Origin of the sequence: Actinomadura keratinilytica, from assembly GCF_039539665.1 — a bacterium.
GTDB lineage: Bacteria > Actinomycetota > Actinomycetes > Streptosporangiales > Streptosporangiaceae > Spirillospora > Spirillospora keratinilytica.
Genome location: NZ_BAABDO010000017.1, coordinates 39,459 through 56,477 on the forward strand (window position 1 = coordinate 39,459; position 17,019 = coordinate 56,477).

At 73.6% G+C, this 17,019-nt stretch carries 15 protein-coding genes; 9 read left to right on the forward strand and 6 right to left on the reverse strand.

The window, feature by feature from the left end; all coding sequences use genetic code 11:
- Position 1 precedes the first annotated feature (1 nt).
- Both ABD879_RS08720 and ABD879_RS08725 read right to left on the reverse strand, forming a co-directional pair.
- A complete protein-coding gene (locus tag ABD879_RS08720; protein ID WP_345019229.1) occupies positions 2-997 on the reverse strand; it encodes an ABC transporter substrate-binding protein in 996 nt (331 codons plus the stop codon).
- 17 nt (positions 998-1,014) lie between these two features.
- Positions 1,015-2,118, reverse strand: coding sequence for an LLM class flavin-dependent oxidoreductase (locus ABD879_RS08725; RefSeq protein ID WP_345019231.1), 1,104 nt, complete (start codon positions 2,116-2,118; stop codon positions 1,015-1,017).
- 124 nt (positions 2,119-2,242) lie between these two features.
- Between ABD879_RS08725 and ABD879_RS08730 the strand changes: the two genes are divergently transcribed.
- Together ABD879_RS08730 and ABD879_RS08735 are read left to right on the forward strand one after the other, a co-directional pair.
- The gene (locus ABD879_RS08730; RefSeq protein ID WP_345019233.1) at positions 2,243-2,719 is read left to right on the forward strand and encodes a cupin domain-containing protein; all 477 of its coding nucleotides are present in this window, start codon (positions 2,243-2,245) and stop codon (positions 2,717-2,719) included.
- Positions 2,716-3,465, forward strand: a complete 750-nt coding sequence (locus ABD879_RS08735) for an IclR family transcriptional regulator (RefSeq protein ID WP_345019235.1) — start codon at positions 2,716-2,718, stop codon at positions 3,463-3,465. Before ABD879_RS08730 ends, ABD879_RS08735 begins: the two co-directional genes overlap by 4 nt.
- Here the strand turns inward: ABD879_RS08735 and ABD879_RS08740 are convergent.
- The 3 genes from ABD879_RS08740 to ABD879_RS08750 all read right to left on the reverse strand — a co-directional run bounded on the left by ABD879_RS08740 (position 3,443) and on the right by ABD879_RS08750 (position 8,547).
- Positions 3,443-4,984: a glycoside hydrolase family 43 protein gene (locus ABD879_RS08740; protein ID WP_345019237.1), complete on the reverse strand. Its 1,542-nt coding sequence runs from the start codon at positions 4,982-4,984 to the stop codon at positions 3,443-3,445. The two genes, ABD879_RS08735 and ABD879_RS08740, sit on opposite strands and share 23 nt — an antisense overlap.
- Entirely contained in the window at positions 4,981-7,353 is a 2,373-nt protein-coding gene (locus ABD879_RS08745) for a beta-glucosidase family protein (RefSeq protein WP_345019239.1), read from the reverse strand. The genes ABD879_RS08740 and ABD879_RS08745 overlap by 4 nt, the downstream gene beginning before the upstream one ends.
- A 171-nt stretch (positions 7,354-7,524) precedes the next feature.
- Positions 7,525-8,547: a LacI family DNA-binding transcriptional regulator gene (locus ABD879_RS08750; protein ID WP_345019241.1), complete on the reverse strand. Its 1,023-nt coding sequence runs from the start codon at positions 8,545-8,547 to the stop codon at positions 7,525-7,527.
- A gap of 291 nt (positions 8,548-8,838) precedes the next feature.
- On the opposite strand from ABD879_RS08750, the gene ABD879_RS08755 reads away from it, so the two are divergent.
- The 7 genes from ABD879_RS08755 to ABD879_RS08785 are packed head-to-tail and all read left to right on the forward strand — an operon-like array spanning position 8,839 to position 16,187.
- The gene (locus ABD879_RS08755) at positions 8,839-10,122 is read left to right on the forward strand and encodes an extracellular solute-binding protein (protein WP_345019243.1); all 1,284 of its coding nucleotides are present in this window, start codon (positions 8,839-8,841) and stop codon (positions 10,120-10,122) included.
- Positions 10,119-11,120, forward strand: coding sequence for a carbohydrate ABC transporter permease (locus tag ABD879_RS08760; RefSeq protein ID WP_345019245.1), 1,002 nt, complete (start codon positions 10,119-10,121; stop codon positions 11,118-11,120). The genes ABD879_RS08755 and ABD879_RS08760 overlap by 4 nt, the downstream gene beginning before the upstream one ends.
- Positions 11,117-11,977, forward strand: coding sequence for a carbohydrate ABC transporter permease (locus ABD879_RS08765; RefSeq protein ID WP_345019247.1), 861 nt, complete (start codon positions 11,117-11,119; stop codon positions 11,975-11,977). Before ABD879_RS08760 ends, ABD879_RS08765 begins: the two co-directional genes overlap by 4 nt.
- 7 nt (positions 11,978-11,984) lie before the next feature.
- On the forward strand, positions 11,985-13,460 hold the full coding sequence (locus ABD879_RS08770; RefSeq protein WP_345019250.1) for a glycoside hydrolase family 30 protein: 1,476 nt from the start codon (positions 11,985-11,987) through the stop codon (positions 13,458-13,460).
- Positions 13,457-14,575, forward strand: a complete 1,119-nt coding sequence (locus ABD879_RS08775; RefSeq protein WP_345019253.1) for a Gfo/Idh/MocA family protein — start codon at positions 13,457-13,459, stop codon at positions 14,573-14,575. The genes ABD879_RS08770 and ABD879_RS08775 overlap by 4 nt, the downstream gene beginning before the upstream one ends.
- A gap of 17 nt (positions 14,576-14,592) precedes the next feature.
- Positions 14,593-15,471, forward strand: coding sequence for a DUF6807 domain-containing protein (locus tag ABD879_RS08780; RefSeq protein ID WP_345019255.1), 879 nt, complete (start codon positions 14,593-14,595; stop codon positions 15,469-15,471).
- The gene (locus tag ABD879_RS08785) at positions 15,465-16,187 is read left to right on the forward strand and encodes a cupin domain-containing protein (protein ID WP_345019258.1); all 723 of its coding nucleotides are present in this window, start codon (positions 15,465-15,467) and stop codon (positions 16,185-16,187) included. Before ABD879_RS08780 ends, ABD879_RS08785 begins: the two co-directional genes overlap by 7 nt.
- Positions 16,188-16,372: 185 nt before the next feature.
- On the opposite strand, the gene ABD879_RS08790 is transcribed toward ABD879_RS08785, so the two are convergent.
- Positions 16,373-16,918, reverse strand: a complete 546-nt coding sequence (locus ABD879_RS08790) for a GNAT family N-acetyltransferase (RefSeq protein WP_345019261.1) — start codon at positions 16,916-16,918, stop codon at positions 16,373-16,375.
- Positions 16,919-17,019 lie beyond the last annotated feature (101 nt).

Here is a 17,019-nt window from a genome sequence, read left to right on the forward strand (position 1 = left end):
TTCACTCCTGGGACGGGACGACGGGCGGCTCGCCCGACTGCCGGAAGACGAAGCGCCGCAGGTCGTGGCGGCCGGTGAACAGGCCGACCTCGACCCAGGTGTCGTGGGTCTTCTGCAGCTCGGCGGCGAACGCGTCGTCCATCGGGACGCGCCGGTAGGCCGCGTCCTCCGGCTGCACCTGTGCGGCCACCGACCTGGGTTGCCCGGCGAACCTGGCGAACCAGTCGGTGTAGGCGGACGGAGCGCGCCTGCCCCAGGCGAAGCCCTTGTCGACGCGGTCGGCGAAGTCGGCCATCGCCTTGACCTTCTCGGGGTCGCCGAGCGCGGTGTCGGTGGCGCTGAGCACGTACAGGCCCGCGTTGATGCCCTGCCCGCCGAGCAGGACGCGGGCGCCCTGCTGCCCGCGCGCCCGCGCGGCGAACACCCCCCACGTCACCCACGCGTCGAGCCGCCCGGTGGAGAACGCGGCGTTGGCGTCGGCGGGCGCCAAGAAGTTCATCTGCACGTCGCCCGGTTTCAGCCCGGCCCGTTTGAGCGCGCCGAGCAGCAGGTAGTGGGCGACGCTGCCGCGGGTGGTGGGGGAGACCCGCTTGCCCTTGAGGTCGGCGACGGTGCGGATCGTGCTGTCGCGGGGGACGAGGATGTAGGTGCCGGTGCCGCCGTTGCTCCAGGCCGCGACGGCCTTGATCTTCGAGCCGCCGGCGATGGCGGCCACGGTGGGCGAGTCGGCCGCCCCGCCGATGTCCACCGCGCCCGCCCGCAGCGCCTCGTGCAGCGGCAGTGCGGCCGGGAACTGCGACCACTCGATCCGGTAGGGCACGTCGTCGAGCAGTCCGGCCGCCTTCAGCCGCGACTCGGTCATGCCGGTCTGGTCGCCGACCCGCAGGGTGACGCGGTCGTCGCCGGCGGAGCACGCCACGGCGGCGCAGCCGAGCGCCACCGCCAGCAGCGGCGCGACCAGCCGGGACACGGCACGGCGGGAGAACCGGTGCGACATGGGCCTCGCCCCCGCTCTCAGCGGGCGGCGGCCGCGGCGGGCCGGTCGCGGCGCTCCAGTTCGGCGCGGACCAGGGGGATGAGCCGCCGCCCGTAGTCGACGGCGTCCTCCAGCGGCTCGTAACCGCGGATCAGCAGCGTGGTGACACCGATGTCGACGTAGTCGAGCAGTGCCCGGGCGACCGTCTCGGGGCTGCCGACCAGCGCGGTGGAGTTGCCCGCCGCCCCGGTGGCCTTGGCCGTGGCGGTCCACAGCGCGCGGTCGTGCCGTTCGCCCTTCTCGGCGGCGGCCAGCAGCCGCTGCGAGCCGACACCGCGTTCGCTCGGGGGGAAGGCGAGCATCGCGCCGTCCGGCGACGTCCGGGAGTTGATCGCCGCCAGGATGCGGTGCGCGCGTTCCCACGCCTGCTCGTCGGTGTCCGCGAGGATCGGCCGGAACGACACCGAGAAGCGCACCTCGTCCGGGTCGCGGCCGTGGCCCGCCGCCGACTCGCGCACCGCCCTGATCTGCTCGGCGGTCTCGGCGAGCGGCTCGCCCCACAGCGCGTACACGTCGGCGTGCCGGCCGCCGACCCGGTAGGCGTCGGCCGACGAGCCGCCGAAGTAGATCGGCAGCCTGCCGTGCACCGGTTTGACATCGGAGCGGGCGCCCTGGAACCGGTAGAACTCGCCCTCGTGGTCGATCGGCTCGTCGGCGGCCCAGACCCGCTTGACGATGTCCAGGTACTCGTCGGTGCGCCGGTAGCGGGCGGGCTTGTCGGCGTAGTCGCCGTCGCGGCGCTGCTCGGTCTCGCTGGCGCCGCTGATCACGTGCAGGGCCAGCCGCCCGCCGGTGAACTGGTCGAGGGTGGCCAGTTTGCGCGCGGCCAGCGTGGGGGCCACGAACCCGGGCCGGTGCGCCAGCAGCAGGCCCAGCCGCTCGGTGTGCGCGGCCGCGTACGCCGCGACCGAGAACCCGTCGGCGTCCCAGGAGTGGTAGCCGATCAGCACCCGGTCGAACCCGGCCTCCTCGTGGGCCCGGGCGAACCGGGCGGTGTAGTCGGGGTCGATCGCCGGACCCCGCCGCGGCCTGACCTCCGAGGTGTCCGCCGTCCGGATCATGCCGATGAACTCGACCGTCATCGCCGTCCTCCCCGGGCGAGTCGCCCTTGGCTCATCCCTGTCGCCGCATGGTGGATGATCTCTTCCGCACTGTAGTAATCTCTACTAAACAGGTCAAGATTATAAGAAATGCGAGGATGGAACCGTGGCGAAGGACATCGGAACGGACGCGCGGGCCCGCGGCGCGGCGGCCTGGCACGGCCGCATCGAGCACATCCGCGGCGCCGAGCTTCGGACCGACACCGCGCAGACGTCCGGCATGCGCCGCTTCGAGGCCGTCTCCGGCAAGACGGTCGGCTCCCGGCGGCTGTGGATGGGCCGCACCCACGTCGCTCCGGCCACCGGCTCCGGCGACCACCACCACGGCGAGGCCGAGACCGCGATCTACGTGGTGTCCGGCCACCCGGTCTTCGTGTTCGCCGACGGCGACGCCGAGATGCGGGTCGAGACCGAGCCCGGCGACTACGTGTTCGTCCCGCCCTACGTCCCGCACCGCGAGGAGAACCCCTCGCCGGACGAGGAGGCGGTCGTGGTGATCGCCCGCAGTACCCAGGAGGGCATCGTCGTCAACCTGCCCAGCCTGTGGGCGGAGGTCGAGCGGCCAGAGCCAGGGCCGGCATGACCGGGGCCGCGCGCAGCGGGACGCAGGCGGTGGACCGGGCCATCGCCGTGCTGCGGTCGTTCGAGGGCGCGGCCGAGCAGACCCCCACCGAGATCGCGGCCAGGCTCGGGCTGACGGCGAGCACCGCGCACCGCATCGTCCGCGCCCTGCACGCGTCCGGGATGCTGGGCCGCGACCCCCGCACCGAGCGCTACCACCTGGGCCCCACCGCCGCGATCCTCGGCCGGCTGGCGCTGGAGCGGATGGGCACCACGCTGCTGCAGCCCGAGCTGACCGCGCTGCGCGACGAGACCGGCGAGGCGGTGAGCCTGGGCGTGCGGGTGGGCGACGAGGTGGCCGTGCTGCTGCACCTGCCGTCGGCGCACCCGCTGCGGTACGACCAGGAGCCGGGCGCGCGCAACCCGATCCACGTGTGCGCGATGGGCAAGGCGCTGCTGGCGTTCGACGACGGGCGCGTGGCGATGCCGGAGCCGTTCCGCCGCTTCACCCCCGCCACGCTCACCACCCGCGCGGAGCTGGCCGCCGACCTCGCGCGCGTCCGCGAGCGCGGCTACGCCGTCAACGACGAGGAGCGGATCGTCGGGGTGCGCGCGGTGGCCGCGCCCGTCCGCGACTCGGCGGGGCGGGTGTTCGCGGCCGTCGCGCTGCAGGGCCCGGCCGTGCGCTTCGGCGACGACCGGCTGCCCGACCTGGCCAAGGCGGTGCTGGCGGCGGCCGAGCGCCTCACCGCCCTGCAGCGCCGCTGAGCGGCGAGTACTCGAACCAGTCGAAGTCGGCGAACCGCCCCGGCTCGGGGCCGGAGGCGAACATGCCGACGTACACGCCGGTGAACCCGCCCGCCGTCTGGGTGTTGAGGAACCGCCCGTCGAACGGTTCGCCGAGGGGCTCCCAGGCCCCGGGCCGGGTGGCGAAACGCGCCCGGTACTCCTGCCCGTGCGCCTCGAACCCCAGCCAGAGCCGCTCGGGGACGGAGGAGTGCACGGCCAGCACCGTGTCCCGGCCCTGCTCGCGGCGCACGAGCCGCAGCCCGTGCGCGGTGGACGCCAGGACCACGTGGTAGTCGTGGTTGAGCACGAGCGCGATGCCCGCCTGCTCCCCTTCGCGTTCGGGGGCGAACTCCATGGCCGCGAACGCGGCGAAGTCCATGTGCTGCTGCCGCCGTCCGACGAACGAGGGGTTGGCCAGGTCGGCGAGCGTGTGGGGGCGCAGCCGCAGCCGCAGGTGCCCGGGGCGGTCGGTCAGGCTCCACCACCGTTCGCGCGGGGTGCGCAGCATGTTCCAGTACGGCGCCAGCTCGGGGGCGTCGAAGTGGTCGCATGCCGGGACGGCGGGCCAGCGGTGCTCGGGGAGCGAGGGCGCGTCGTGGACGGCCTCCACCGGCCCCGCCACGGGCCAGCCGTCCTCCCACCGGACGGGCGTCAGGAACGTCTCGCGGCCCAGGTTGCAGTAGTAGCCCCCGTAGGGGCGCCAGGCCAGCAGCACCATCCACCACTGCCCGTCAGGGGTGTCGACCAGGTCGGCGTGGCCCGTCCCCACGATCGGGTAGTCCCGCCCCAGGTGCCGGTGCGTCAGTACGGGGTTGCGCGGGTCGCCCTCGTAGGGGCCGGTGACCTCGTCGGAGCGGGCGACCACCACCGCGTGGTCGTGGAAGGTGCCGCCCTCGGCCGTCACCAGCACGTAGCGCCCGTCGATCTTGTAGAGGTGGGGCGCCTCCGGCCAGACCGCGTTCCTGGCCGCGCCCTCCCAGATCACATGCTCGGGCCCGGTGACGCGCAGCGCGTCGGGGTCGAACTCCCGCAGCAGGATCTGGCACCCGCTGTCCGGCCGCCTGGGCGACGTCGGCCGGGTCTCGGTGAACCACGCCCGCCCGTCGTCGTCGAAGAACAGCGACGGGTCGATGCCCTCGCCCTCCAGCCAGACGGGCTCCGACCACGGCCCGGCCGGGTCGGTCGCGGTCACCACGAAGTGGCCCGGGCCGTCCACCAGCGTGCACACCACGTAGAACGTGCCGTCGTGGTGGCGGATCGTCGGCGCGTACAGCCCGGCCGACGGGCGGATCCCGTCCAGGTCGAGCTGCGACGGCCGGTCCAGCACGTGCCCGATCTGCCGCCAGTGCACCAGGTCGCGGCTGTGGAACACCGGCAGGCCCGGGAACCACTCGAACGTGGACGTCACCAGGTAGAAGTCGCCGCCCACCCGGCAGACCGACGGGTCGGGGTACATGCCCGGCAGGATCGGGTTGCGGAACCTCCTCGGCGCGGTCAAAGCGGCGTCACCTCCACAGGAACGGTCAGCACGCGGTCGGCGTCCAGCACGCGCCGCGGCCCCTCCAGGGTGAACGAGCCCCGCAGCGGAAGGTCCTCGCTGGACCGCCCCACCAGCACCTCCACGACCCCCGGCTCCACGATGCGCGTCAGGTCGCCCCCGGTGAACGAGGTGCGGTCGGCGTGCACCGTGAACTCCACCCGTACGGCCCGGCCCGGTTCGATGCGCGTCTTCGCCCACCCGGCCAGCCAGCGCACCGGCCGGACCACCGACGACACCGGGTCGGCCAGGTACAGCTGCACGACCTCCGTGCCGGCCCGTTCCCCGACGTTGCGGACGACCGCGGTGACCCGCACCGACCCGTCGGTCGCCGCCACGGGGTCGACGGTCAGCTCCTCGTAGGCGAACGTCGTCCAGCTCAGCCCGTGCCCGAACGGGAACAGCGGTCTGGAGTCCACCGTGCTCCACGGGTGCGGGGAGTCCAGGCGGGAGCGCAGGTACACCACCGGGGTGCCGTACGGCCTGCGCGGCATGCTCACCGGGAGCCGCCCCCGGGGCTCGGCCCGCCCGGTCAGGACCGCCGCCAGGGCCGCGCCGCCCTCCTGCCCGGGGAAGAACGCCTGCACGATCGCCGCCGCCCGTTCCGCGACGGCGCCCAGCGCGTACGGGCGTCCCGACAGCATCACCACGACGGTGGGCGTCCCCGTGGCCAGGACGGCTTCGGCGAGCTCGGCCTGGCGGCCCGGCAGCGCCAGCGTCTCGGCGTCGCAGCCCTCGCCGGAGGTGCCGCGCCCGAACAGCCCGGACCGGTCGCCGAGCGCCAGCACGCACACCTCGGCCTCGCGCGCGGCGGCGACGGCGGCGGCGATGTCGCCGTCGTCGGCCCCCAGCACGTCGCCGCCCGGCACGACCCGCAGGTCGGCGAACTCGCCGCGCAGCGCGTCGGCCAGCGTCGGGAACTCCACGCCCAGCGGCAGGTCGGGGTCGGAGCGGCCGACGTGGTTGGGGAAGGAGTAGCAGCCCATCATCCCGTACCGCTCGTCGGCCAGCGGCCCGACCAGGGCGACCCGCGCGTCCGGGCGCAGCGGCAGCGTCCCGTCGTCGGCCAGCAGGACGACCGACTCCTCGGCCAGCCGCCGCGCCAGCTCGCGGTGCGCGGGCGGGTCGAACACGGACGCCCCGTCCGCGGCCGACCCGTCCCCGGCCGCCCCCTCCACGGGTTCGTCGTCTTCGGGCCCGTCCAGCAGGCCGAGCTCCGCCTTGAGCGTCAGCACGCGCGACACGGCCCGGTCCAGCAGCTCCTCGGGGACGTCGCCTCGGCGCACCGCCTCCACCAGCGGCTCGCCGTAGCAGCGCGACGACGGCAGCTCCACGTCGATGCCGGCCGCCAGCGCGCGCGCCGCGGCCTCCTGCCGGGACCCGGCCACCCCGTGCCGCGACTGCAGGAACGACACCGCGAAGTAGTCGGACACCACCACGCCGGTGAACCCCAGCTCCTCGCGCAGCACCCGGGTCAGCAGCCGTTCGCTGCCCGAGGCCGGTTCCCCGTCGATGTCGGTGTAGGACGGCATGACCGACCGGGGCCCGCCCTCGCGCAGCGCCATGACGAACGGCTCCATCAGCACGTCGGCGACCTCGCGCGGCCCGGCGGCGGTCGGCGCCATGTTGCGCGCGTCCCGCGACGCCGAGTACCCGACGAAGTGCTTGAGCGTCGCGACGATGCCGCCGCTCTCCAGGCCCCGCACGTACGCGGCGCCGATGGTGCCGACGAGGTACGGGTCCTCGCCGATGCACTCCTCCGTCCGGCCCCAGCGGGCGTCGCGCACCACGTCCAGCACCGGCGCGAGCCCCTGGTGGACGCCGGCGCGCCGCAGGGACGCGGCGATGGCGGCGGCCATCTCGCCGACCAGCCCGGGGTCGAAGCTCGCGCCCCACGCCGGCGGGCTGGGGAACACGGTGGCCCGCCAGGTCATGAAGCCGGTCAGGCACTCCTCGTGCGCGATGGCGGGCAGCCCGAACCGGTTGGCCGAGCGGACCACGCGCTGCAGCTCGCGCAGCCGGGCGGCGCCCTCGGCCGGGGCGATCGGGGCGGTGCCGAACACCCGGGTCAGGTGCCCCAGGCCCCAGCGGGCCTGCTCGTGCAGCGTCATCGCCCGGTCGCCGGGCATGGGCTCGTCGGCGTCGTCCTCGCGCGGCGCCACCGGCTCGCCGGGCTCGGCGGGCTGCGCCCAGAACGAGCCGAGCTGGCCGGCCTTCTCCTCCACGGTCATCCGGGCCAGCAGGTCGGCGACGCGTTCGGCGACCGGCAGCCGGGGGTCGCGCCACGGGGGGTCGGCCACGGGCGCGTGCTGCGGCAGCGCTTCGGTCATGAGTCCTCCTGGATGCAGGGGCGGCCGGTGCCCGCGGGCGCGGCGCGGCGCGCCGGGGCGGGCTGCGGCGGTCGGGGACGAACGGTGGAAGCGCTCGAACGGCGGCGGTCGAACGCGTCGGACGGGCGGGGGACGGGGCCGCGCAGGCCGGCCGGTCCGGGACGTGCGCGGTCAGGCGGTCGGGGGCGGGGCGGTGGAGTGCCGCACGCGCAGCTCGGTGGCCAGCTCCACGCGCGGGCTGAGCAGCGGGCGCCCGTCCAGCAGCTGCAGCAGCTTGCTGGCGGCGGTGCGGCCCATCTCCTCCAGCGGCTGGCGGACGGTGGTCAGCGGCGGCGACATCCACTCGCAGGTCGGCAGGTCGTCGAAGCCGACCACGCTGAGGTCCTCGGGGATGCGCAGCCCGGCCTGGCGGGCGGCCTCGTAGGCGCCCATGGCCTGCTCGTCGCTGCCGGCGAAGACGGCGGTCGGCCGGTCCGGCAGCGCCAGCAGCTCGCGGGTGCGCATGAAGCCGCCGCGGTGCCGGAAGTCGCCGTAGCGGATCAGCTCCCGGTCGACCGGGATGCCCGCGCGCTCCAGCGCGGTGCGGTAGCCGTCCACCCGGGCCTGGGTGCACAGCATGTCGGCCGGGCCGCCGATCATCGCGATCCGGCGGTGGCCGAGCTCCAGCAGGTGCTCGGTGGCGGCCAGGCCGCCCGCCCAGTTGGTCGCGCCGACGCTGGCGATGTCGGGGTCGGGCAGGTTGACCGGGTCGACCAGCACCAGCCCGACCCCGGCGCGCTCCAGCTGGCGGCGCTGCTGGCGGGTCATCCGGGAGGTCACCAGGATCACGCCGTCGCTGTGGTGCAGCGCGGGCAGGTTCTGCCAGCTCGGCGGGCGGGCGTCGTCGTCGCGCACCAGGGAGACCACCACGCCGATGCCGCGCTCGGCGCACTCGGCCTCCACGCCGCGCAGGATCTCCACCGCCCACGGGCTGTCCAGCCCGGCCAGCACCAGGTCGATCAGCCCGGACCGGCGGGCGCGCCGCCCGCCGCCCGGACCGGCGTAGTTGTGCGAACGCAGCAGCTCCTCGACCCGCTCGCGGGTGGCCGGCGCCACGTCGGTGCGGCCGTTGAGCACCTTGGAGACCGTGGCGGGGGACACCCCGGCCTCCGACGCGATCAGGGCGAGAGTCGGGCGGGACGGCTGGTCGGACATGGGCGCTCCTCCCCGATGGACGATTGCGAACAGTATCGCAATCTTTCGGATGTCGATAGCCCCCTTTACCCGTTTGCCCTCCGGGTGTGCGTGAGGTCTTGACCGCCTGGGGGGCCTTTTTTAGAGTTCCACGGCAACAACACCTACCGCAGATTTTCGAAAAGTTTCGAAGACGGGCGGCGGTGACCGGCCGGGCTCGTCCGTCCCGATCCGCCTGTCGAAACAGACCGCGGCACCCCGCCGCGAACCGACCGCGACACCCGAACCCACCCCGAGCCCAGGAGGACTCCGATGGGCACCGCACCCCTCTCGCGCCGCACGTTCCTGGCCGCAGCCGGACTCGCCGGACTGTCCGCCCCCCTCCTCAGCGCCTGCGGCGGCGGCTCCGGAGGCTCGTCCGACAAGACCCTCGAGTGGTGGAACATCTCCACCAGCGAGCCCGGCAAGACGCTGTGGCCGCAGGCCGTGCAGGAGTACCAGGCCGCGCACCCGGGCGTGACCATCAAGCAGAACCCGATGGAGAACGACGCCTACAAGTCGAAGATGACCGCGCAGACCGCCTCCGGGAAGCTGCCGGACATCTTCCACACCTGGGGCGGCGGCGTGCTCAAGCAGCAGGTCGACGCGGGGCTGGTGCGGGACATCACCGACGACGTCAAGCCCTGGATCGGGAACCTGTCGCCGATCGCGCGGCAGGCGTACGAGTTCGACGGCAAGATCTACGCCATCCCCTACGACATCGGCATGGTCGGGTTCTGGTACAACAAGGCGCACTTCGACAAGGCCAAGATCGACAAGCCGCCCGCGACCTGGGCCGAGTTCCTGGAGGACGTCCGCAAGCTCAAGGCGGCCGGCATCACCCCGATCGCGCTGGGGGGCAAGGAGAAGTGGCCCGGCCACTACTACTGGGCGTACCTGGCCATCCGCCTCGGGGGAGTGGCCGCCGTGCAGCAGGCCGCCAAGACCAACGACTTCACGGCCGATCCGTTCGTGCAGGCCGGACGGCACCTGAAGGAACTGGTCGACCTGCAGCCGTTCCAGAACGGCTTCCTCGGCGCCAGCTACTCGTCGACCGACGGGCAGGCCGCGCAGATGGGCAACGGCAAGACGGCCATGGAGCTGATGGGCCAGTGGGCGCCCAGCGTGCAGAAGGACATGGGCAAGGGCATCGGCGACGACCTCGGCTTCTTCCCGTTCCCCGCCGTGGAGGGCGGCAGCGGCGCGGTGACCGAGGTGTTCGGCGGCGGGGGCGGCAACGCCGTCGGCCGCGACGGCCCCGACATCGCCATCGACTTCCTGAAGTTCTTCGCCTCGGTGGAGAGCGACCGCAAGCGCGTCGCGTCCGGCGGCTACCTGCCGATCACCAAGGGCTCCGAGAGCGCGCTGACGGACCCCAACCTGCGGACGGTGTGGGAGCACCTCAACAAGGCGACCGGCTTCCAGCAGTTCTTCGACCAGGCGTTCCCGCCCGTCGTCGGGCAGGAGGTCAACGACCAGGTCGCCGCCCTCATCGCCGGCAAGGCCACGCCCGAGCAGGTCGCGCAGGCCGTCACGCAGGCCGCCAAGGGGCAGTGAGCGAGCCGATGGCCGTCTCGGTCCGCAAGTCCGCACCCGGCCGGGAGGCGGCGCCGGCGCCCGCCCGGCACCGCCGCGCGGCGCGCAGCCAGCGGCGGCTGCGCGAACGGGCGACGATCACGGCGTTCCTGCTGCCCGCGCTGGTGCTGTTCGCCGCGCTGGTCCTGCTGCCGGTCGTCTTCGCCCTCTACACCAGCCTGTTCCGCTGGGGCGGGTTCGGCTGGCCCGAGGAGTTCGTCGGCCTGGACAACTTCGTCCGGCTGTTCCAGGACGAGGTGTTCCTCGGCGACCTGTGGCGCGGGTTCGTCCTCATCGCGCTGTCGGTCGGCGTGCAGCTGCCGTTCGCGCTGGCCATGGCCGTGCTGCTCAACCAGCGGCTGCGCGGCCGGGCGTTCTACCGGCTGCTGTTCTTCGCGCCCTACGTGCTGTCGGAGGTGATCACCGGTGTGCTGTTCACCATGATCTTCGCTCCGGACAGCGGGCTGGCCGACCACATCATGGACGCGGTCGGGCTGGGCGGCCTCGGCATCACCTGGTTCGCCTCGTCCTCCACCGTGCTGCCCACGGTGTTCCTGGTGATGACGTGGAAGTACTTCGGCTTCCACATGATCCTCTACCTGGCCGGCCTGCAGAGCATCCCCAAGGACGTGCTGGAGGCCGCCTCGATCGACGGCGCGGGCGCCTGGCAGCGGTTCCGGCACGTCACCCTGCCGCTGCTCGGCCCCACCATCCGCATCAGCGTGTTCCTGTCGGTGATCGGCGCGATCCAGCTGTTCGACCTGATCTGGGTGACCACCGCGGGCGGGCCGGTGCACTCCTCGGAGACCATGGCGGTGACGATGTTCCAGTTCGGCTTCAAGCGCTACCAGGTCGGCTACGCCAGCGCGATCAGCGTCGTGATGTTCCTGATCAGCTTCGTGTTCGCCCTCTTCTACCAGCGCTACGTGCTGCGCCGCGACCTGGAGGGCGCCGTCACCAGCATGCGAGGCCGCCGATGACCCCGACCACCGCACCGTCCAGCACCCGCCGGCTGCGGTCCCGGCTGCGCGGGCTGTCCATGCACGCGATCATCTGGGTGGTCGGGGCGATGATCGTCGTCCCGCTGCTGTACGCGCTGGTGTCGGGCTTCAAGAGCACCAGCGAGCTGTCCGGCAACCCGTTCGGCCTGCCCCGGCAGTGGGTCACCGCCAACTACACCGAGCTGCTGGCCTCCGGGTCGTTCTGGCGGCAGGTCGCCAACAGCACGGTGATCGCGCTGGCCACGATGCTGGTGACGGTCGCGGTGTCGGCGCTGGCGGCGTACGTGTTCGCGCGCTTCGCCTTCCGCGGCCGGGAAGTGGTGTTCACGCTGTTCGCGATCGGGCTGATGTTCCCGTTCGCGGTGGCGATCCTGCCGCTGTTCATCCTGCTGCGGAGCTTCGGGCTGCTGGACAACCCGCTCGGCGTGATCCTGCCGCAGGCCGCCTTCGGCCTGCCGATGACGATCATCGTGCTGCGCGGCTTCTTCCGGAACGTGCCCGCGGAGCTGGAGGAGGCCGCCATCATCGACGGCTGCTCCGCCTTCGGGTTCTTCTGGCGGATCCTGCTGCCGATGGCCCGGCCCGCGCTCGCCACCGTCTCGGTGCTGGCGATCGTGACGAGCTGGAACAACTTCTTCCTGCCGCTGCTGGTGTTCACCGAGCCGGACTGGTGGACGATCCCCGTCGGCGTCCAGCAGTTCCAGGGGCAGTACGCCCAGGACACCGCCCGCATCCTGGCCTACGTGGTGCTCGCCATGGCGCCCGCGCTGGCCTTCTACACCGTTGCCGAACGCCAGCTGATCGGCGGCCTGACCGCCGGCGCGACGAAAGGCTGAACCCGCGATGGCCGAACGGAAGGACCCGACCGCCCGGCCCGGCCGGCGCCGCGCGACCGAGCGTGCGCGCCGCCTCGCCACCCTGGTCACGGCCGCCGCCTGCCTGGGCGCCGCGACCGCCGTCCCCGCCCGGGCCGCAGAACCTGTCCGATCCGCCGAAACCTCAGGGAGCGTCCGCTTCTCGGCGCGGCTGCAGCCGATCGACGGGTTCGGCGTCTCCCAGGCGTTCCAGCGGGCGTCCCTGATCCGCGGCGCCCGCGGCCTGTCCGCGGCCAAGAGCCGCCAGGTGCTGGACCTGCTGTTCAGCAGGGACAAGGGCGCCGGCCTGTCGATCCTGCGGCTGGGCATCGGCTCGTCCGCCGACGACGTCTACGACCACATGAAGTCGATCCAGCCGGTCGACCCCGGCGGCCCCGACGCGCCGCCCCGCTACGTGTGGGACGGCGACGACGGCGGGCAGGTCTGGCTCGCCAAGGAGGCCGCCAAATACGGCGTGAAGCGGTTCTACGCCAACGCCTGGAGCGCCCCCGCCTACATGAAGGACAACGGCGACGACGCCAACGGCGGCACCCTGTGCGGCCTGTCCGGCACCGACTGCGCCAGCGGCGACTGGCGCACGGCCTACGCCAACTACCTCGTCCAGTACGCCAGGTTCTACAGGCAGGAGGGCATCCGCATCAGCGACCTGGCCTTCACCAACGAACCCGACTACACCGCCACCTACGCGTCCATGCGGTTCACCCCCGCCCAGGCCGTCGAGTTCACCAAGATCCTCGGCCCGATCGCCCGGAAGGCCGGCCTCGGCGTCATCTGCTGCGAGCACACCGGATGGACGGGCCAGATCGACTACACCAGGGCGATCGAGGCCGACCCGCAGGCACGCAAGTGGATCACCACGTACACCGGGCACCGCTACTCCAGCGCGGCCGACGAGCCGATGCCCACCGCCAAGCACACCTGGATGTCGGAGTGGTCGCCCGACGGCGACACCTGGAACGAGAACTGGGACGACGGCAGCGGCTATGACGGCATGACCGTCGCTGAGGACATCCACCGCACCCTGACCAGCGGCAACGCCAACGGCTACGTGTACTGGCTCGGCGCCTCCCTCGGCACCACCCGCGCGTTCATCCAGCTCGCCGACCCCGGCGACTCCTACCGGGTGTCCAAGCGGCTGTGGGCGATGGCCGCCTACAGCCGGTTCATCCGCCCCGGCGCCCACCGCGTGCAGGCCGCGGTCGCCGACCCCGCGGTCAAGATCACCGCGTTCCGCAACGCCGACGGCTCGCGCGTGGTGGAACTGCTCAACACCGGCGCCGCCACCCGCGTCGACCTCACCGTCGACCAGGCCGTCCGCCGCGCCGCCGGCCACGTCACCGACGCGGCCCGCTCGCTGGCCCCCGCCGACGTCGCCTCCGCCAAGGGCGGCCGCCTGTCGGTCGAGCTGGCCCCGCGCTCCCTCACCACCGTGGTGATCCGGTGAGCGGCGGCCGCAGGATCAGGGTCGCGATCGCCGGGGCGGGCGGCATCGCGCGCATCTGCCACATGCCCGCACTGCGCGCCGAACGCGCCCGCGCCGAGGTCGTCGCGGCCATGGACGTGGACGCCGCCCGGGCCGCCGCCTTCTGCGCAGAGCACGACGTCCCGGCCGCCTACACCGACCTCGACCGGATGCTGGAGGACGCCCGCCCCGACCTGGTGCACATCTGCACCCCGCCGTTCGCGCACGCCGCCCAGACGGTCGCCTGCCTGCGCGCCGGCGCGTGGGTGCTGTGCGAGAAACCGCCGTGCCTGTCACTGGCCGAGTACGACGAGATCACCGCGGCGGAGGGCCCGGACGGCCCGTACGCGGCCATCGTCTACCAGCACCGGTTCGGCTCGGGCGCGCGGCGGCTGGCCGCGCTCGCCGACGCCGGCGCGCTGGGCCGCCCCCTCGTCGCCCAGTGCGTCACCGCCTGGTACCGCGACCACGACTACTACGGCGTGCCGTGGCGCGGCCGGTGGGACACCGAAGGCGGCGGCCCCACCCTCGGCCACGGCGTCCACCAGATGGACCTCATGCTCGCGGTCCTCGGCGACTGGACCGAGATACGCGCCATGGCCGGCCGCCTGGACCGCCGCGTGGAGACCGAGGACGTGTCCACGGCCCTGGTGCGGTTCGCGTCGGGCGCCATGGCGACGGTGCTCAACAGCGTCCTGTCGCCGCGCGAGGAGAGCTACCTGCGCTTCGACTTCACCGACGCCACCGTCGAGCTGCGGCACCTGTACGGGTACGGCGACGGGGACTGGACCTACACCCCGGCGCCGCACGTGCCCGCCGAGACCGCCGCCGCCTGGACGGCCCCCGGCGACGAGGTCCCCAGCTCGCACCTGGCGCAGCTCAGCGCCCTGCTCGACTGCTACGAACGCGGCGAACGCCCGCCCACCAGCGGCCCCGGCGGCCGCCAGGCCCTGGAGTTCGTCACCGGCCTGTACAAGTCGGCGTTCACCGCGCGCCCCGTCACCCGCGCCGAACTCACCCCCGACGACCCCTTCTACCACCGCCTGCACGGCGACGTCTCGGGCTGGGCGCCCTCGGCGGCGGAGGCGGTGCCGTGAGACCGGGAGGCGGTTCCGTGAAACTGGAGCACTCGGCCGACGCGCTGTCCGTCCTGGCCGGGGACGTGGAACTGCTGCGGTACGTCTTCCGGCCCGTCATGGACCAGTTCGAGGGGCCCAAACCCTACCTGCACCCGGTGCGCACCCTCGCCGGAGACGTGGTCACCGCCTACCGCCCCCACGACCACCGCTGGCACAAGGGCATCCAGATGACCGCGTCCCACGTGTCGGGGGAGAACTTCTGGGGCGGCGGCAGCTACGTCCGCGGCCAGGGCTACGTGGACCTGCCCAACGTCGGCACCATGCGGCACGAGGAGTTCACCGAGATCACCGCCGACGGCGACCGGGTGCGCATCGCCGAACGCCTCACCTGGCACACCCAGGGCGGCGCGCACTGGATCGACGAGAACCGCACCCTGACCGTCCACGACGTGGCCGACGGCGCGTGGACGCTCACCTTCATCACCTCCCTGCGCAACGTCCGCGACGCCCCCCTCGTGTTCGGCAGCCCCACCACCAACGGACGCGAACTGGCCGGGTACACCGGGCTGTTCTGGCGCGGCCCCCGCTCGTTCACCGGCGGCGAGATCGTCGCCTCCGGCGGCCGGGGCGGCGAGGCGATGATGGGCGAACCGGGCCCGTGGCTGGCCTTCGTCGGCCGGCACGACGAGGTGGACCGCGCCGCCACGCTGCTGTTCGTGGACCCGCCCGGAGCGCGCACCCGCTGGTTCGTGCGGTCGAACCCGTTCCCCGCCGTCAACCCGTCGTTCGCCTTCCACGACGAAGTCGTTCTCGACGCGGGGGACACCCTGGACCTCGCGCATCGGATCGTGATCGCCGACACTGCATGGGACCGCGACCGCATCGAGGCACACGCGAGGGAACAGACATGGTGAGCACCTATCCCGGCGGCGTCGGGATCTCCGGGCTGAGCGTCTACGACTGGGCCGCGGCGGACGGGCTGTGCGGCGGCTCCCCGCACGTCCACCTGACGTGCGCCGAGTCGTACGTGGTGGTCGGCGGCGCCGGACGCGTGCAGACCCTCAACCACAAGGGCTTCGCCGAGACGCCGCTGACCCCGGGCACCGTCGTGTGGTTCACCCCCGGCACCATCCACCGGGCCGTCAACGACGGCGGCCTGCGCATCGTCGTCGTCATGCAGAACAGCGGCCTGCCCGAGGCGGGCGACGCGGTGTTCACCTTCCCCCCCGAGGTGCTCGCCGACCGGTCCGCCTACGGCGCGGCCGCCGCGCTCGCCGACGGCGCCCACGTGCACGCCGCCGGCGAGGAGGCCGCCCGGCGCCGCCGCGACCTGGCCGTCGAAGGGTTCCACGACCTGCGCCGCCGGTTCGAGTCCGGGGACCGGGCGGCCCTGGACGACTTCTACGCCGCCGCCGTCCGCCTCAAGTCCGACCGGTTCGACGAGTGGGAGCGCCGCTGGCGCGCGGGCGCCCTGGCGTCCGCCGAACGCACCGGCGGCCACCTGGCCGCCCTGCGCGCGGGAGACCTCACCCACCTCCGCGACGCCGAACTGCACCACCGCCCGGCCCCCGCCCCCGGCGACCGCCGCCTCGGCATGTGCGGCCGCCTCGACGTCTACGACCTCACCTGACCCTCGGCCCCGGCCACCCCGCCCCGTGGCCGCCGGAAGGTACATCCGGCCCCGCCTTCCGGCGGCCACGGCTTCCCCGGCCGCGAGCGGTTCCGCCGGTGCCTCCGCCCGACGGGCGCGGGCGGCGTCCTCGCGAGAACGCCCGGGGCGGGATCACTCCCCGGGCAGACCCGGGCGATCACCGGTCACAGCGGGGCGGGGGCCATGAGAACCTCGTCGCGATCGTCGCCGGGCCCCAGCCGGTAGGCGCCCTGGCGGCGGCCGATCTCCTTGTAGCCGAGCCGGCCGTAGAACTCCTCCAGTCCCATGCCCGACCGGGCGGCCAGATGCAGCTGCTCCAGGCCCATCTCGTCCCGGGCCACCCGCCGGGCATGGCGCATGAGCGCCGTCCCGACACCGCGGCCTCGGTAGGCGGGGTGGGACTGGACATGGTGCAGGGTCCCCCAGTGCGCCACCAGCGGATGCGGGTCGCGGCGGATGTTGAGCCGGCCCGCCAGGACGCCGTCGGCCATCGCCAGGACCAGTCGGCCGCGCATGTCGTCGAGGCCGGCGATGAGCTGCTCGGCGACCGGGGCGACCTCGGCGGCGGTGACGGGCGGGAACGGGAAGCCGACGGCGCCGCCGGCGTTGCCGGCGGTCACCCAGCAGTCGATCGGTTCGCGGGTCAGGTCGTCGCCGATCTGCTGCGGCCGCGTGATCTGGCGCATCTGGAGGGGAGCACGGTCGGTCATGAGGTGATCGTCGCAGCCGTCGATCACGTGAGTCGCCGCCTGCCTTGGGGACCGGGGCGGGCGGCCGCAGGAGGCCCGGCGCGGCGGACCTCGGCGAGTGC

Bases quoted from the DNA above. Each gene is read 5' to 3' on its own strand.
- ABD879_RS08720 (WP_345019229.1), bottom strand. From the start codon at position 997: ATGTCGCACCGGTTCTCCCGCCGTGCCGTGTCCCGGCTGGTCGCGCCG.
- ABD879_RS08725 (WP_345019231.1), bottom strand. From the start codon at position 2,118: ATGACGGTCGAGTTCATCGGCATGATCCGGACGGCGGACACCTCGGAG.
- ABD879_RS08735 (WP_345019235.1), top strand. From the start codon at position 2,716: ATGACCGGGGCCGCGCGCAGCGGGACGCAGGCGGTGGACCGGGCCATC.
- ABD879_RS08745 (WP_345019239.1), bottom strand. From the start codon at position 7,353: ATGACCGAAGCGCTGCCGCAGCACGCGCCCGTGGCCGACCCCCCGTGG.
- ABD879_RS08750 (WP_345019241.1), bottom strand. From the start codon at position 8,547: ATGTCCGACCAGCCGTCCCGCCCGACTCTCGCCCTGATCGCGTCGGAG.
- ABD879_RS08755 (WP_345019243.1), top strand. From the start codon at position 8,839: ATGGGCACCGCACCCCTCTCGCGCCGCACGTTCCTGGCCGCAGCCGGA.
- ABD879_RS08765 (WP_345019247.1), top strand. From the start codon at position 11,117: ATGACCCCGACCACCGCACCGTCCAGCACCCGCCGGCTGCGGTCCCGG.
- ABD879_RS08770 (WP_345019250.1), top strand. From the start codon at position 11,985: ATGGCCGAACGGAAGGACCCGACCGCCCGGCCCGGCCGGCGCCGCGCG.
- ABD879_RS08785 (WP_345019258.1), top strand. From the start codon at position 15,465: ATGGTGAGCACCTATCCCGGCGGCGTCGGGATCTCCGGGCTGAGCGTC.
- ABD879_RS08790 (WP_345019261.1), bottom strand. From the start codon at position 16,918: ATGACCGACCGTGCTCCCCTCCAGATGCGCCAGATCACGCGGCCGCAG.